This is a genomic window from Streptomyces sp. NPDC086835, assembly GCF_044745705.1.
Classification (GTDB): domain Bacteria; phylum Actinomycetota; class Actinomycetes; order Streptomycetales; family Streptomycetaceae; genus Streptomyces.
In genome coordinates this window covers 32,884-48,876 of the sequence record NZ_JBIVAU010000001.1, presented here as the reverse complement: position 1 = coordinate 48,876, position 15,993 = coordinate 32,884, and the positions used below count along the sequence as shown (strand labels likewise).

Genomic DNA, 15,993 nt, shown 5'->3' with positions numbered 1-15,993 from the left:
CAGCCTTTCAGTCTGTCCGGGCTCAGTGCTGGTAGCCGTAGACGCCGCGCGCCTGGTCGCGTACGAGACGGCCCTTCTCGAGCTCGATGACGCGCTTGCGCATCTGGTCGACGATGTTCTGGTCGTGGGTCGCCATGATCACCGTGGTGCCCGTGCGGTTGATCCTGTCGAGCAGCTTCATGATGCCGACAGAGGTCTGCGGGTCGAGGTTTCCCGTCGGCTCGTCCGCGATGAGCAGCATCGGGCGGTTGACGAAGGCGCGGGCGATGGCCACGCGCTGCTGCTCACCACCGGACAGCTCACCGGGCATCCGGTCCTCCTTGCCGCCGAGCCCGACGAGGTCGAGCACCTGGGGCACGGCCTTGCGGATCTCGCCACGCGGCTTGCCGATGACCTCTTGGGCGAACGCCACGTTCTCCGCGACGGTCTTGTTGGGCAGGAGGCGGAAGTCCTGGAAAACGGTGCCCAGCTGGCGGCGCATCTGCGGCACCTTCCAGTTGGAAAGCCTGGCCAGGTCCTTGCCCAGGACATGGACCATGCCCTGACTGGCACGCTCCTCACGCAGGACCAGCCGCAGGAACGTCGACTTGCCCGAACCGGAAGAGCCCACGAGGAAGACGAACTCGCCCTTCTCGATTTCGAGGGAGACGTCGCGCAGAGCAGGTCGGTTCTGCCTGGGGTATGTCTTGGAGACGTTGTCGAATCGGATCACGGGTGCACCACGGTCGGCCGGGAGTAGGTGAGCGTGACCTTACGCGACTGCGCCACGGCCGCGCAGTCCCCGTCCTGACTTGCGCATTTTGTCCGTTCATCGATCGGGGGCAAATCCGGCGGGCCGCGACGAAAAGCGCGGGAGCTGGCACAGTGGTAGGGGAACAGTCGCGTTTCCCCGGGCGTTGTCTCGAGAGAAATGTGCTTGCGGTCCGCGCCTGCGGCCCCGGCGCGGGAGAGGAGAGCGCATGACCTATGACCGATTGGTGTGCGCCAACTGCGCGGCGCCCGTCGCCGAGGGCCGCTGCCCGGTGTGCCGGGCGAATCGTGAGCGGCTGCAGCAGGGAGACGGCCCCTTCGCCGGTCTGAGCCCGGTGACACTGCTGGCCTTGCTGGTGGTACTGGTCGCCGCGGTGGCCCTGCTGGCGGTCTAGGCGCGCCCCGCGCGCCGGTACGGCCGGAGAGAGCGGCAGAAGGGCCCGGAGTGCCGAGCACTCCGGGCCCTTCTGTGTCAGCTGTCAGCTACGCACCGTGCCGGTCAGGCGACGGTGCGACCACCGCCGACGAGGCGCGGCAGCATACGGAATCCGATGCCACCGGCGATCATCGTCGCGGCGCCCAGCAGCAGGAAGGTGGTCTCGGCGGCGCCGGTCTCAGCCAGCTCCTCCTTGGCCTCACCCTGCTGCACCGGCTCGGAACCGGCGCTGTCGGTGTCGGTACCGTCACCGCCGCCGACCGGAGCGTCACCGTCGATGACGCCACCGTCGGTGTCGTTGTCGTTACCGTCGCCCGGGTTGCTCGGCGTCGGGTCCTCGGTCGGGTCCGGGTCCTCGGTCGGGTCCGGGTCCTCGGTCGGGTCCGGGTCGACCGGCGGGGTCGTGGGCGGGTCCACCGGCGGAGTGGTCGGCGGGTCCACCGGCGGGGTCGTCGGCGGGTCCACCGGCGGAGTGGTCGGCGGGTCCACCGGCGGGGTCGTCGGCGGGTCCACCGGCGGAGTGGTCGGCGGGTCCACCGGCGGCGTGCTGCAGAGCGTCGGGTCGATCTCGCAGTCGTCCTTGATGCCGATGCCGGCGTCGATGCCGCCCTCGCCGGCGTTGGCGGACACCTCGACGGGGCCGACGTCGATCCCGATTCCGACGGCGCTCGCGGCGCCTGCGGCGGTCAGCGACGCACCCGCGGCGATCACGGCGCCGGCGGCTATACGTGCGACACGGATCCGCGTCTTTTTGGTCATCTGGCTGCTACCCCCAGTAGCTATCTCGTTGTCGGAGCAGCGTCAGGGGCAGCGGGTTCAGGAGCCGTTGCACTTGCCCCCGTTCGCACACGCCCCAGAATTACGCATGCCGCGTGCCACCTTTCCCAGTTCTGGCAAGGGCGTCAAGGTCGTTAGCGGACGCGATGTCCGAAATGCTGTCAGTTGCCTGACCTGCGGGGATGCAACTGTGACATAAAAGGGAACTGCCGCCCCCTGGGCGGCAGTTCCCTTGTCGACAAAGCTCTTCGCTACTTGTCCTGCTGCTTGCGCCAGCGAATTCCCGCTTCGAGGAATCCGTCGATCTCACCGTCAAGTACCGACTGGGGATTGCCCACTTCGAAGTCGGTGCGCAGGTCCTTGACCATCTGGTACGGGTGCAGCACGTACGAACGCATCTGGTTGCCCCAGGAGTTGCCGCCGTCGCCCTTGAGGGCGTCCATCCTGGCCTGCTCCTCCTGGCGGCGGCGCTCGAGCAGCTTCGCCTGGAGGACGTTCATCGCGCTCGCCTTGTTCTGGATCTGCGAGCGTTCGTTCTGGCAGGACACCACGATGCCGGTCGGGATGTGCGTCAGCCGCACCGCGGAGTCGGTGGTGTTGACGCCCTGGCCGCCGGGGCCCGACGCGCGGTAGACGTCCACGCGCAGCTCGGACTCGTCGATCTCGATGTGATCGGTCTTCTCGACGACCGGCAGCACCTCGACGCCCGCGAAGGACGTCTGACGTCGGCCCTGGTTGTCGAAGGGCGAGATACGCACCAGCCGGTGCGTGCCCTGCTCGACGGAGAGCGTGCCGTACGCGTAGGGCGCCTTGACGACGAAGGTGGTCGACTTGATGCCGGCCTCCTCCGCGTACGAGGTCTCGTAGACCTCGGTGCCGTAGTTGTGCCGCTCGGCCCAGCGCAGGTACATGCGCTGGAGCTGCTCCGCGAAGTCCGCCGCGTCGACACCGCCGGCCTCGGCGCGGATGTTGACCAGCGCCTCGCGCTCGTCGTACTCGCCGGACAGGAGGGTGCGGACCTCCATCTCGTCCAGCGCCTTGCGCACCGACTCCAGCTCGGCCTCGGCCTCGGCCCGCGCGTCCGGGTCGTCCTCGGCCTCCGCGAGCTCGAAGAGGATCTCGAGGTCGTCGATCCGGCCGCGGAGTGCCTCCGTCTTGCGGACCTCGGCCTGCAGGTGGGAAAGCTTGCTGGTGATCTTCTGCGCCGCCTCGGGGTCGTCCCACAGGGACGGTGCCGCCGCCTGCTCCTCGAGCACGGCGATGTCTGCCCTCATCCTGTCGAGGTCCAGAACGGCCTCGATCGACCCCATGGTCGAGGAAAGGGACTTCAGCTCTTCGGATACATCGACGACTGCCACGGGTCCAGCGTAACGGCTGAGCGGCCGGACCCGTGCTGGCCCCGGACGGCCGGCAGCGGCGCTAGGGCTCCGAGGGCGCCGACTGCTGGAAATCCGGGGGCGGTACCTGGCCGTCGTCGTCGCTCACGGCCAGCCAGCCACCGATGCCGACCGCCGCGACGACGGCGAGAGCGGCCACACCGAGAGTGATCCGGCGCCTGCGGACCGCGGTCGACCTGTTGCGGGCCGACCCGGGCCGGCGCTGGCCGGGGGCGCGCGGTGCCCTCGCCGTGCCGTGGGCGCCACCGGCGAGCTCGTCGGGCGCGGGGACGCGCATCGAGGTGTGGGTGTCGCGGTTGGAGTCGGCCGGGGCGGCGCCGGGGACGAGCGGGACGGCGCCACGGCGGCGCGGCTCCCCGGGAGTGGGCGGCAGGGCGTCCTCGTAGGGCTCGGCGGCCGGCTCCGCGTCGGGCTCGTCGACGTCGAGGGGCGGCATGCCCTTCAGCGTCGGCAGCAGGTCGTGCAGCCGGGCCGCCACCTCGGAGGCACGCAGCCGGGAGGCGGGCGCCTTGGCCAGGCACTGGACGATGAGCTGCCACAGCTCGTCGGGGATGCCGGGCAGGGGCACCACGGTCTCCGTGACGTGGCGGCGCAGGACCGCGCCGGGGTGCCCGCCGCCGAACGGGGTGAAGCCGGCCAGGATTTCGTAGAGGACCGTGGCGAGGGCGTAGATGTCGACCGCCGCGCGGGGCGGCAGACCCTCGACGATCTCGGGCGCGATGTAGTCGGGGGTCCCGATGATGCCCGAGGGGTTCGGCGCACCGCTTCCGGTGGGCCGCTGGGCCTTGGTGCGGCGCGGGGTGTCGATCAGCTTGGCGACGCCGAAGTCGGTGAGGAGCGCGGGGTGCGAGCCGGCGGGGCCGAGCGGGCCCTCCATGTCGAGCAGGATGTTCTCCGGCTTGACGTCCCGGTGCACGATGCCCGCCGCGTGGGCCGCCGCCAGTCCCTCGGCGACGTCCGCGATGATCGCGACGGCGGCCTCCGGCGCGAGCCGGCGCTCACGGTCGAGACGTGTCCGCAGGTCGGTACCGCGCACGAGCTGCATGACCAGCGCCAGGTCGTTGCCGTCGACGACGAGGTCGCGGACGCCGACGACCCTGGGATGGTCGAGCCCGAGCAGGGCGGTGCGCTCCTGGACGAAGCGTCCGACCAGCTCCTGGTCGGACGCGAGGTCCTCGCGAAGAAGCTTGATGGCGACAGGCCCCTCGGGTCCTTCGCCGAGCCACACCGTGCCGGCGCTGCCCCGCCCCAGGATCTGGTGGGCCGTGTACCGGCTGCCGATATTCCGTGCCAAGACTGCTCCCTCAGCGGCTGGCGTTGCCCCACAACGTACGCGGGCATCAGGGGCCTGTGTGCCCCGGATGACACCAACCTCCACTTCTGCGGGATAAATGAGCCCGCAGAAGTCGACAAAACGACAGAGTTACTGCTGGTTACCGATCTGGTCGGCGGTGTCCTTCGCCTCGCCGAGCTTCGAGATCCAGTCCGTGACCGTCGAAATGCCGTCGCCGATCGCGTCCCAGTAGCTCTTTCCCTCCGCGACCCAGTCCTGGAGCGGGGTCAGCTCCCAGATCAGCCAGCCGGCCACGACGAACAGCAGCACCGTGAACAGGCAGCCCTTGAGGCAGCCGAGCCCGGGGATGCGCATCGGGTTGGCGCGCTGCCTCGGCTGACGGGGCGGGCGCTGCGCCGGCGGCTGCTGCGGAGGTGCGTACTGCTGCTGCTGAGGCGGCGGTGCGTACTGCTGACGCTGGGGCTGGTGCTGCGGACGCTGCTGCGGCGCCGGCGCGTACTGCTGCTGGGGCCGCTGCGGACGGTTCTGCGGGGGCTGCTGCGGGGCCTGGCGCTGCGGGCGCCGGCGCAGCGGGTCCTGGCTCGGGTCGAGGTACTGGACCTGCGTCTGCTCGTTGCGGTCCCGGGCCGCACGCAGCTGGGACTGCCAGGGGTGCGGCTCCTCCGGTCCCGGCGGCACGGGCGGCATCACGGCGGTCGGGTCGGCCGTGCCACCGGGCTGCCCGGTCTGCGGCATGACGCTGGTCGCCGCTGAGGGGTCGTAGGCACTGCTGCCGCCGGTGTTCGGCAACACCTGCGTCGGGTCGGCGGCGCCGGGGGCCTGCGGCACCGGCGCCGGCGCCGGGTCCGGCACGAGGAGCGCGGCGACACCGAGGGCGGCGTCGACCTGGGCGGCGTTCGCGTGCACGCCGATCCCGGCCGCGACGGTACGCAGACCGCGGGCGAGGTTCTCGGCGCTGGGCCGCTCCGAGGGCTCCTTGCGCAGGCAGCGCTCTATGACCGTCCACAGCGGCTCAGGAAGGGTCGAGGGGCGGCGCGGCTCCTCGCTGAGGTGGCGGTGCAGTACCTCGAGCGCCGTGCCCCCGGCGAACGGGGGGCGCCCGGTGACCAGCTCGTAGAGCAGGATGCCCGCGCCGTAGATGTCGACCGCCGAGGTCTGCGGGCGGCCCTCCGCCGACTCGGGTGCGACGTATGCGGGGGTGCCGACGAACTCGTGCGTCCTGGTCAGACCCGGGGAGTCCGCGAGGCGCGCGATGCCGAAGTCGGTCAGCATCGGGTGCATCTGACCGTTGGCGTCCGTCTTGAGGAGCACGTTCGCCGGCTTCAGATCACGGTGGACGACGCCGTCGGCGTGGCTGGAGGCGAGCGCGTCCGCGATCTGGGCGGTCATCAGCGAGGCGGCGACCGGGCTGAGCGGGCCGTTGTCGCGCAGGTACCGGTGCAGGTCAGGGCCGTCGATCAGGTCCATGACGAGGGCGAGGAGATCGCCCTCGACGACGAGGTCCCGGGTCCGGACGATGTTCGGATGGGTGAGGCGGAGCAGGACGGAGCGCTCCCGGAGGAAACGCATCACCACGTCCGCGTCGTTCGCCAGCTCCTCCTTGAGGACCTTGATCGCGACGGTCTCACCGGGCTGGCCCGCGACGGCCGCCTCGGCGCCCGCGGTCTCCCTCTGACGGGCTCGCCAGACGGTGCCCGTGGCGCCGCGCCCGAGCGGCTCCTCGAGCAGGTACTTGCTGCCTACCGGCCGCACGTCATGCGCTCCCTGCTGATCGTGATCCTCATATGGGTCCCGGTCCGCCGGATGATTTCGGCCCACCGGGTCTGTCCACCCACTTTAGGGGGTGTCCGTCCGGTCGCCCCTGTTCGATGGACAGACGCGGGCATCGTACGGATGGTTGCCGGGTCCGCGCGCACTGAACATCACGATCCCCTCCGTCCGTAGTTCCTCAAGATGACCTTTACGGGATACCACCACGTGCTTTTCCGTCCGGATTTGTCACCCGGGCCGACCGGTCAAGATCACTTATGGGTGGGCGGCGGGCGTGTTGTCGGTGGCGGATGCGAGGATGCCTCCAGCACGGAGCCGTGGGGAGGGAGCCCCTGGCGCGTGCCGACCTGCCGGGTGGGGGCGATCCGGGCGGCTTCCCTGCCGGGCACCCCGCGCAGAAGGGATGGCTGACGGCGATGCAGATCCGGCTGACTGTTCTCGCGCCGCGCGGCGGACAGTCCGCGCCCGCCGCGCGCCCCTGCGACGTGATCGTGACCGCGCCGGCGGGTACCGCGCTCGCCGCCGTCGCCTCCGGTCTCGCCGCCGCGGTCTCCGGCCCCGACGTCTCCGGCACCGTCGTCCTCTACGCGGGACAGGAACGCCTCGACCCGCAGCGCCGCACGCTCGGTGAACCGCCGCTGGTCGACGGCGCGGTGCTGTCCCTCCAGACGCCGGCGGACGACGAGACCCACGACGGCGAGGTGTCGGCACAGCTGCATGTCGTGGCCGGGCCCGACGCCGGAGGGGTCCATCTGCTGCACGGCGGCCGGATCAGCATCGGCCGCTCTGCCGACGCCGACGTACCGCTGGACGACCCGGACGTCTCCCGGCTGCACTGCGCGGTGACAGTCGCGGACGACGGCCGGGTCACCGTGACCGACCTCGGCTCCACGAACGGCACCACGGTCGACGGCACCTCCGTGCACGCCCGCCCGGTGCGCCTGCCCGCCGGTGCGCTGCTCCGGCTGGGCGAGTCCACCCTGCGCCTCTCCCCCGGCACGCCTCCCCCGGCCCTCCCCACCACCCCGGACGGCGAGGGTCACCTCCGCGTCCCGGGTCCGGCGTCCCCCGCCGTCGACGGCGGGCCCCTGCCAGGTCCGGGCGGCTCCGCGGGCGCGTACGAGGCGGGGGCCGCGGGCCCCGCGTCCCCCCACGGGACACGGCCGGTGCCTTCATGGGCCTCGCCCTACGGCGGGGACGACACGCCGCAGGCCGACACCGGCCGGTCCCACCGGGCACCCGACGGCGGCCCGGCGACCTGGCCGTACCGCACCGACGCCGTGGTGACACCCGCACACGGCCACGCCATCACGGAGCCGCCGGATCGATCGGGCCGCCCGGCCGCCGCCCCGGCGCACGGTGACTCGTCCCGGACGCACCACATGCACGCCCCCCTCGGCGACGACACCGCGCCCCGCGTACCGGCGCAGTACGCGTACGACGCCCATGACCGCGTCCCGGACCGGCCCGGCGAGCCGCACCCCGAGGGCGCGCCCGCCCGCGGGACGGACGAGCCGGCAGAGGCGCCCCGGCGCCGGGGCATAGGCGCCTGGGCCAGGCGGCTGGCCGGCGGCCGGGAGGCCGTCGCCCCGCCGGCGAGCGGCATGAGCGACCCCGCGGCCCGCTCCGCCGCGCCCACCGTCGAGAGCTGGCCCGACCCGGCTGCCGTACTGCTCACGGCGCTGGGCCCCGGCCCCAGGCTGTGGGAGCGCGGCCCGCGGCACCCCGAGTCGCTCGTCCTCAGGCTCGGCACGGCGGACCGCGCCGAACTGCCGTCCGTGCCCGTGACCGTCGCCCTCAGGGAGGCCGGGTCGCTCGGCCTCGCCGGTCCGCGCGCGCGGCTCGCGGGCCTCGCCAGGTCCGCCGTGGCGCAGCTCGCCGCGCTGCACTCGCCCGGTGACCTCGAGATCGTGCTGATCAGCGCGGACCGGGCCCGGTCCCTGGAGGAGCGCAAGGCGGAGTGGTCCTGGCTCGGCTGGCTGCCGCATCTGCGCCCGGCCCACGGCCAGGACTGCCGGCTGCTGCTCGCCTACGACCGCGACCAGGCCACCGCACGCGCCGCGGAACTGACGCGCCGTCTGGACGACGGCCCGCTCGGCACGGGCTGGGCGAGCGCCGACTCCCGGACCGTCGCCGAGGCCGCCGCGCGCCACGACGGCCCCCGCACGGTCGTGATCGTCGACGGGGATCCCGGTTCGGCCGCGCTGCGCGAGACCACCGCCCGCCTGGCCGGCGCGGGTCAGGCTGCCGGGATCCATCTGATCTGCCTGGCGGAGACGCCCGCCGCCTCCCCGCTCTCCCCCGTCGCAGCCACCTACGAGGCGGCCTGCGCGGCCTCGCTGCCCTTCCGTGAGTGCGGGGCCGTGGCCCTGCTCAGCGGGGACGTGGCCACCGCGCTGCGCCTGATGCGGGTCGCTTCCGGGCAGCCCGCCGGCCACGGCATGGTCGGCGTGGTCGACGCGGTGTCCGCCGCCTGGGCGGAGCGTTTCGGGAGGGCGCTCGCCCCGCTGCGCGCGGAGGGCTCGAGCGTCCGGCCCGGCCGGGCCGCGGTACTGCCGCAGTCCGCGCGGCTGCTGGACGAGCTGGAGCTGGCGCGGGCCACCCCGGCCTCGCTGATGGCTCGCTGGGCGGCGGCCTGCGACGGCACCGTCGTCCTCGGCGCCGGTCCCCGCGGCCCGCTCGCCGTCGACCTGGCGCAGGAGGGCCCGCATCTGCTGATCGAGGGCCCCGCCGGCAGCGGCCGTACGGAACTGCTGCGTTCGGTCGCCGCGTCGCTGGCCGCGGCGGGCCGCCCCGACCGGCTCGGCCTGCTGCTGGTCGACGGAGCCGGCGGAGAGCGCGGCGAGGGGCTGACCGTCTGCACCGAACTGCCGCATGTGACCGAGCACCTGGTGGCCAACGACCCGGTGCGGATGCGGGCGTTCGCGCAGGCGCTCGGCGCGGAACTGAAGCGCCGGGCGGCCGCGCTGGACGAGGCGGGCGTCACCGACTTCGCCGAGTGGCGCACCCGGTGGGAGGTCGCCGGCCGGATGGTGGGCCAGCGGACGTCACCGGAAGCCGCCGACCGGGGCGACATCGACTCCCCCTCGTCGGGGACGCTCAGGCTCCGTCCCGGCGGGCGTACGCGGAGCCAGGAGCCGGATCCACTGCCGCGTCTGGTGGTGCTGGTCGACGACTTCGACGCGCTGGTCGCCCCGGCGCTGGGCAGCCCGGGCCGGCCGGCGGCAGGTTCGGTCGTGCGGGCCCTGGACTCGGTGGCCAGGGACGGCGCCCGTCTGGGCGTCCACCTCGTGGCCACGTCGTCGCGGCCGGAACGCACGGCGGACACAGAGCTGGCAGAGGGTGCGCGGCTGCGGGTCGTGCTGGAGGCGCCGCCGGTCGCGCCCGGCCCTGACGACCCGGCTCCCGGCCGGGGCAGGCTGGGGCATCCGGACGGCCGCGTCACCCCGTTCCAGAGCGGCCGGGTGACCGGTCGCATCCCGCGTACGGCCACCTTGAGACCCACTGTCGTTCCGCTCGAGTGGGAGCGGATGGGCGATCCACCCACCCGCCGCCCCGTCCGGGAACTGGGCAACGGGCCGACCGACCTGGCACTGCTGGCCAGTGCGCTGGAGCGCGCGGCGCGGTCGGTGGACGCGGCGCCGGTGGGGCCGCTGACGCCGGCGCATCCCTGACGGGCGGCGCTGCGGCCATTTGACCTGACATCACGTCACGAGGGCATCACGAAAGAGTGATAGGGCCCCGGGGCGGTATTGCGACACCCGTATCGCGGGCGTAGACCTGTCGGCACGGACCGGCAACGGGACGTCGGACAACCGGTCCGGCGCAACGGGACAGCGCAACAGGTCAGTCGGAAGCAGCGCACAGGAGAGACGGGGCAGTAATGCGCAGAACTCTTCGTACGAGCAGGGCCGCAGTGGTGTTCGCCGCGATCGGCGCTCTCGCCCTCACCGGATGCGGCGGCGACAGCGACGGCGGAGAGCCGGGGGACGGCGGCCCGACCAAGGGCACCGAGTCGCCCTCGTCGGTCCAGCTGCCCAAGCTGAACGGCGAGAAGATCCAGGTCGCCGCCGTATGGAGCGGCCCGGAGCAGGAGAACTTCACCAAGGTCCTGGACGAGTTCGAGAAGCGCACGGGCGCGACGGTCACCTTCGTCCCCGCGCAGGACCCGATCGTCAACTTCCTCGGCACGAAGATCGCCGGCGGCAGCCCGCCCGACGTGGCGATGCTGCCTCAGGTCGGCGCGATCCAGCAGGCGGTGGCGCGCAAGTGGGCCAAGCCCGTCGGCGCGGAGGCCAAGGAGCAGCTGGCGAAGAACTACTCCAAGGGCTGGCAGGACCTCGGCGCGGTCGACGGCACGCAGTACGGCGTGTACTACAAGGCCGCGAACAAGTCCCTGATCTGGTACAACAACACCGTTTTCGAGAATGCCGGGGCCACGCCGCCGAAGACCTGGAAGGACTTCATGTCCACGGCGGAGACGATCTCCGCCTCGGGTGTCACGCCGGTGTCCATCGCCGGAGCGGACGGCTGGGTACTGACCGACTGGTTCGAGAACGTCTACCTCTCCCAGGCGGGACCGGAGAAGTACGACCAGCTCGCCAAGCACGAGATCAAGTGGACCGACCCGTCGGTGAAGGACGCCCTCACCACGCTCGGTGAGCTGTTCGGCAAGCCGAATCTGATCGCGGGCGGCACGGACGGCGCCCTCCAGACGGAGTTCCCTGCATCCGTCACCCAGACGTTCAGCGGCGGTGACGCCCCGAAGGCCGCGATGGTCTTCGAGGGCGACTTCGTGACCGTCAACATCGCGCAGACCGACGCGAAGATCGGTACGGACGCGAAGGTCTTCCCGTTCCCGGCCGTCGGCGCGGAGCCGCCGGTGGTGACCGGCGGGGACGCGGCTGTGGCCCTGACGGACAGCAAGGGCGCCCAGGCGCTGCTGACGTTCCTGGCGTCGCCCGACGCCGCGGCGATCCAGGCGGCGGCCGGCGGCTTCATCTCGCCGAACAAGTCGCTGGACGTGGCCGCGTACCCGAACGATGTGCAGCGGGACATCGCGAAGGCGCTGATCGCGGCGGGCGACGACTTCCGCTTCGACATGTCGGACCAGATGCCGCAGTCGTTCGGCGGGACGCCCGGCAAGGGCGAGTGGAAGATCCTCCAGGACTTCCTGAAGAACCCGCAGGACGTCGCGGGCACCCAGCAGCGGCTGGAGGCCGAAGCGGCCAAGGCGTACAAGAGCTGAGGTCGTGTCTGCCGTCACAGCGGGGGGCCCGGCTCGTCCGGAGCCCCCCGCCCGTCAGCGTAAGAGCGTGACAGGAACACGTAAAATAGTCGCGGCCGGCTTTCTGCTGCCCGCGCTCGTGCTGCTGGGCGCGCTCGTGGTCTACCCGATCGGGTACTCGCTCTACAGGTCCTTCTTCGACCAGTCCGGTGCCGGCTTCGCCGGACTCGACAACTACGTGGAGATCTTCACCGACGACACCATCCTGACCGCGGTCAAGAACAACGCGATCTGGGTCGTCGTCGCACCGACGGTCTCCACCGCCCTCGGTCTGATATTCGCGGTGCTCACCGAACGGGTCCGCTGGGGCACCGCGTTCAAGCTGATCGTCTTCATGCCGATGGCGATCTCGATGCTGGCCGCCGGCATCATCTTCCGGCTCGTCTACGAGCAGGACCCGGAGCGCGGTGTGGCCAACGCGATCTGGGTGGGCGTGCACGACACCTTCGAGGAGTCGGCCGGATATCCACGGGCCCGGCCCCTGCCGGTGCACCCGCTCGAGGCGGCCGGCGGCGGCGCGTTCGTCACCAAGGAGCCGGTCTCCGCCGGGACACCGGTGCAGCTTCCGCTGATCGGCGTGGCGCCCGCGAAGATGCCGTCCGACGCGGAACCCGCCAAGGCGGCAGAGCCGGGCGACGGCGAGATCCACGGCACCGCCTGGCTGGACTTCACCCGGGGCGGCGGCGGCAGACCCAATGTCGTCGACACCCAGGAGCTCGGGCTCAAGGGCCTCAAGATCGAGGCGGTCAAGGACGGCAAGGTGGTGGCGGACACCCGTGCCGCCGCCGACGGCACCTTCACCCTCCCGGCCTCCGCCGACGGCGCGCTGCTGCGGCTGCCCGCCGACAACTTCCGCGAGCCGTACAACGGCGTCGACTGGCTCGGCCCGTCCCTGGTGACCCCGGCGATCATCGGCAGCTACGTGTGGATGTGGGCGGGCTTCGCCATGGTGCTGATCGCGGCCGGTCTGGCGAGTGTGCCGCGCGAGCTCCTGGAGGCGGCACGCGTCGACGGCGCCAGTGAATGGCAGGTGTTCCGGCGGATCACGGTGCCCCTGCTGGCGCCCGTGCTCGCGGTCGTCCTGGTCACCTTGATGATCAATGTGCTGAAGATCTTCGACCTGGTCTTCATCATCGCGCCGGGCTCCTCCCAGGACGACGCCAACGTCCTCGCCCTCCAGCTCTACCGCTCCTCCTTCGGCACCGACGCGGACCTCGGCCTCGGCAGCGCGATCGCGGTACTGCTGCTTCTGCTGGTGCTGCCGGTGATGTTCTTCAACGTCCGGCGGATGCGAAGGGAGACCCGGCGATGAGCACGAGCGACACCGCGGCGAAGAGCGGCTCCCCGATCAGGGCCAAGCAGTCCGTCGCCGCCCGGATCGCGGCCGCCGCCGGGGGCGGCGCACTGCGTGTCTTCCTGATCCTCGCCGCCCTGTTCTGGCTGATGCCCACCATCGGCCTGCTGCTCTCCTCGCTGCGCGACAGCGGCGACATCGCGGCGAGCGGCTGGTGGAAGGTGTTCACCGCCCCCGCCGAGATCACCACCGAGAACTACTCACGGCTGCTGCAGAACGAGACCATCACCGATTCCCTGCTGTCCACGGTGGTGATCACGGTCCCGGCCACCGTGCTGGTCGTGGTCATCGGGGCGCTCGCCGGATACGCCTTCGCCTGGATGGAGTTCCCCGGCCGCGACTGGTGGTTCATGGTCGTGGTGGGCCTGCTGGTGGTCCCCGTGCAGGTCGCGCTGGTCCCCGTGTCCGAACTCTTCGGTGTGATCGGCATCTTCGAGACGACGATCGGCGTGGTCGTCTTCCATGTGGCCTTCGGTCTGCCGTTCGCCATCTTCCTGCTGCGGAACTTCTTCGCGGAGATCCCACGGGAACTGCTGGAGGCGGCCAGGCTCGACGGCGCGGGCGAGATGCGTCTGTTCACGCGGGTCGTGATGCCGCTGGGCGCCCCGGCGATCGCCTCGCTCGGGATCTTCCAGTTCCTGTGGGTGTGGAACGACATGCTGGTCGCGCTGATCTTCGCCGACTCGGAGAGTGCCCCGATCACCGTCGCGCTCCAGCGTCAGGTACGGCAGTTCGGCAACAACATCGACGTGCTCGCGCCCGGCGCGTTCCTGTCGATGATCATCCCGCTGGCGGTGTTCTTCGCCTTCCAGCGCCAGTTCGTCTCCGGTGTGATGGCGGGCGCCGTCAAGTAACCGGCTGACGGACACGGACAACGGCACACCGTCCTTCGCGAGCGGCGGCCCGGTCACCCCGTGACCGGGCCGCCCACCGCGTGACGCGGTCCCGGCAGGCGCACGGCACCGAGCCGCGGTACGCGCTCAGCGCTGCTGCCCGGCCATGACCGTGACCAGCCCGGCCACCACCATCAGGGAACCGGCCCAGGTCCACACCGAGGTCCGCTCGTGCAGGACGGTGGAACTGGCCAGCACGATCAGCAGATAGCCGAGCGCGTTGAACGGATAGGCGATGTTCAGCGGCACCTGGGCCAGCGTCGACATCCAGGCCACCGCGGAGACGCCGAATACGACGAGGCCGACGACGACCCAGGGCGTCGTCGCGGCGCGCGTCATCAGCGAACCCCCGCTGTGCTCCGCCACGGCGGCCGCCGAGCGCATGCCGTGTTTCAGCATGATCTGCCCGGCCGCCGACGAGAAGACCGCGAAGAGCAGCAGCAGCACGCTGGGCAGGGTCAAGTTCTTCCTCCTGGGCGGCGGTCGGAGCCCGGCGTCAGGTCCCGGCGCCCACCCGGCCGGCGAGTCCGGCGGGGACGTACTGGTGGTTGAGAATGTCCTGGACATCGACGTGCTCCCCGGCGACGATCGTCTGCGCCGCGTGCGGGGTGAGCACGGCGACGTACTGGTAGCCGAAGAGTGTCGGCCGCACACGGGTCAGCAGCCGGGAGATCCCGCCGAGGGTCCTGGCGACGGTGCCGCCGCCGAGCACGGACCAGAAGGGCGCGCCGGTCGAGGTGACCTGGAGCTGGTCGAAGCCGGCGGCCCGCACGGTGCGGCGCAGGCTGCTGCGGGTGAAGAAACGCAGGTGGGTCTCGTCGAGGATGCCCCGCCGGTCGTAGCCGAAGGCGCCGAAAGCGACCCTCAGTCGTGAGTACCAGTGGCTGAAGTTGGGCACGGACAGCAGCATCCGGCCGCCGGGACGCAGCACCTCCCGGAGCTCCCGCAGCACGTGCTCGGGCCGCGACAGGTGCTCGATGACGTCCCCGGCGACCACGTAGTCGTAGTCGGCGCCGACCTGTGGCGGCAGGCCCTCCTCCAGGTCGGCGAGGAGGAATTCGGAGCAGCGGTCCCGCACGCCGGGCACCTCGACGAAGTCCAGGCCGGTCACGGTGTGGCCGAGGTCTTCGAGACGCTCGGCGAACAGGCCGCCGGAGCAGCCGACGTCGAGGACCCGGCCGGGCGGCAGCCCTCGCATGATCTTGAGGATGGCGGAGTGCGAGGAGCCGTCGCCCTCCTTGAAGGCGTAGTCGACCGGCTTGGGGATCCAGGGGCAGGTGCCGAAGCCTTTGAGGGCCAGCCGGTACTCGAGGACGTCCTTGACGACGTCCTTCGCGTAGCGCAGACCGTTGACGTAGCAGATCTCGTCGCCGTAGTAGGTGGGGACGGGGATCTCCTTGATCCGCATGCCGGCGTCGAGCAGCTGGACGATGATCTGGGTGTCGAAGTCGAAGGCGTCGGTGTTCCGGTCGATCGGCAGCCTGCGCAGCGCCGCGACACTGTAGGCGCGGTAGCCGGAGTGGAATTCGGTGAGCCGTGAGCCGAGCAGACCGTTCTCGAAGCGGGTGAGGACGCGGTTGCCGAGCCACTTGTAGAACGGCATGCCGCCCTTGAGCGCACTGCCGGAGCGCATCATCCGGGAGCCGAACACCGCCTCGCACTCGCCGCGTTCGATGGGGGCGACCATCTCGGGCAGCAGCTCGGGGGCGTACTGGCCGTCGCCGTGCAGAAGCACCACGATGTCCAGGCCCCGTTCGGCGGCGAGAGCGTAGCCGGCCTTCTGGTTGCCGCCGTAGCCGAGATTCTTGGTGTGCCGCATGACGACGGTCGGCGGCATGCCGTCCAGCTGCGACCAGCGGCAGCCCGCGGTGAACGTCCCGTCGCTGCTCGCGTCGTCGAGGATCAGGATCTCGGCGATACGGGACCGGAAGTCCTTGGGGATGCGGTCGAGCGTCTTCTCCAGCGTGGATTCCGCGTTGTAGGCGACGACGAGGATGCCGATCCGCGGGCTTGGGATTTCCTTCACTGGGGCTTC

The 15,993-nt window shown here is 71.5% G+C and carries 12 protein-coding genes; 5 read left to right on the top strand and 7 right to left on the bottom strand.

Features of this window, described 5'->3' with window-relative positions; translation table 11 throughout:
- Positions 1 to 22 precede the first annotated feature (22 nt).
- Positions 23 to 712 carry a cell division ATP-binding protein FtsE gene (gene ftsE, locus ACIPJI_RS00190; RefSeq protein ID WP_005316903.1) on the bottom strand — a complete coding sequence of 230 codons (690 nt, stop codon included), beginning with the start codon at positions 710 to 712 and terminating at the stop codon, positions 23 to 25.
- 247 nt (positions 713 to 959) lie between these two features.
- On the opposite strand from ftsE, the gene ACIPJI_RS00185 reads away from it, so the two are divergent.
- Positions 960 to 1,145 carry a hypothetical protein gene (locus ACIPJI_RS00185; protein WP_159691530.1) on the top strand — a complete coding sequence of 62 codons (186 nt, stop codon included), beginning with the start codon at positions 960 to 962 and terminating at the stop codon, positions 1,143 to 1,145.
- Between the two features lie 104 nt (positions 1,146 to 1,249).
- Here the strand turns inward: ACIPJI_RS00185 and ACIPJI_RS00180 are convergent, their stop codons facing one another.
- From ACIPJI_RS00180 to ACIPJI_RS00165, 4 genes are all read right to left on the bottom strand, one after another.
- A complete protein-coding gene (locus tag ACIPJI_RS00180; protein WP_356622032.1) occupies positions 1,250 to 1,945 on the bottom strand; it encodes a hypothetical protein in 696 nt (231 codons plus the stop codon).
- A 269-nt stretch (positions 1,946 to 2,214) separates the two neighbouring features.
- Positions 2,215 to 3,321, bottom strand: coding sequence for a peptide chain release factor 2 (gene prfB, locus ACIPJI_RS00175; protein WP_053557245.1), 1,107 nt, complete (start codon positions 3,319 to 3,321; stop codon positions 2,215 to 2,217).
- Between the two features lie 61 nt (positions 3,322 to 3,382).
- The gene (locus tag ACIPJI_RS00170; protein ID WP_402243677.1) at positions 3,383 to 4,654 is read right to left on the bottom strand and encodes a serine/threonine-protein kinase; all 1,272 of its coding nucleotides are present in this window, start codon (positions 4,652 to 4,654) and stop codon (positions 3,383 to 3,385) included.
- Positions 4,655 to 4,783: 129 nt separating this feature from the next.
- Entirely contained in the window at positions 4,784 to 6,406 is a 1,623-nt protein-coding gene (locus ACIPJI_RS00165; protein ID WP_356622034.1) for a serine/threonine-protein kinase, read from the bottom strand.
- Between the two features lie 434 nt (positions 6,407 to 6,840).
- Between ACIPJI_RS00165 and ACIPJI_RS00160 the strand changes: the two genes are divergently transcribed.
- The 4 genes from ACIPJI_RS00160 to ACIPJI_RS00145 all read left to right on the top strand — a co-directional run bounded on the left by ACIPJI_RS00160 (position 6,841) and on the right by ACIPJI_RS00145 (position 13,919).
- Positions 6,841 to 10,098 (top strand): FHA domain-containing protein, encoded by a 3,258-nt coding sequence (locus ACIPJI_RS00160; RefSeq protein WP_402244695.1) that lies wholly within the window; start codon positions 6,841 to 6,843, stop codon positions 10,096 to 10,098.
- Between the two features lie 209 nt (positions 10,099 to 10,307).
- Positions 10,308 to 11,672, top strand: a complete 1,365-nt coding sequence (locus ACIPJI_RS00155) for an ABC transporter substrate-binding protein (protein WP_307706697.1) — start codon at positions 10,308 to 10,310, stop codon at positions 11,670 to 11,672.
- A gap of 4 nt (positions 11,673 to 11,676) precedes the next feature.
- Entirely contained in the window at positions 11,677 to 13,023 is a 1,347-nt protein-coding gene (locus ACIPJI_RS00150) for a sugar ABC transporter permease (protein WP_356622035.1), read from the top strand.
- On the top strand, positions 13,020 to 13,919 hold the full coding sequence (locus tag ACIPJI_RS00145; RefSeq protein WP_402243676.1) for a carbohydrate ABC transporter permease: 900 nt from the start codon (positions 13,020 to 13,022) through the stop codon (positions 13,917 to 13,919). Before ACIPJI_RS00150 ends, ACIPJI_RS00145 begins: the two co-directional genes overlap by 4 nt.
- Positions 13,920 to 14,045: 126 nt before the next feature.
- On the opposite strand, the gene ACIPJI_RS00140 is transcribed toward ACIPJI_RS00145, so the two are convergent.
- A complete protein-coding gene (locus ACIPJI_RS00140) occupies positions 14,046 to 14,420 on the bottom strand; it encodes an SMR family transporter (protein ID WP_229834870.1) in 375 nt (124 codons plus the stop codon).
- Between the two features lie 34 nt (positions 14,421 to 14,454).
- On the bottom strand, positions 14,455 to 15,984 hold the full coding sequence (locus tag ACIPJI_RS00135; protein ID WP_402243675.1) for a methyltransferase domain-containing protein: 1,530 nt from the start codon (positions 15,982 to 15,984) through the stop codon (positions 14,455 to 14,457).
- Positions 15,985 to 15,993 lie beyond the last annotated feature (9 nt).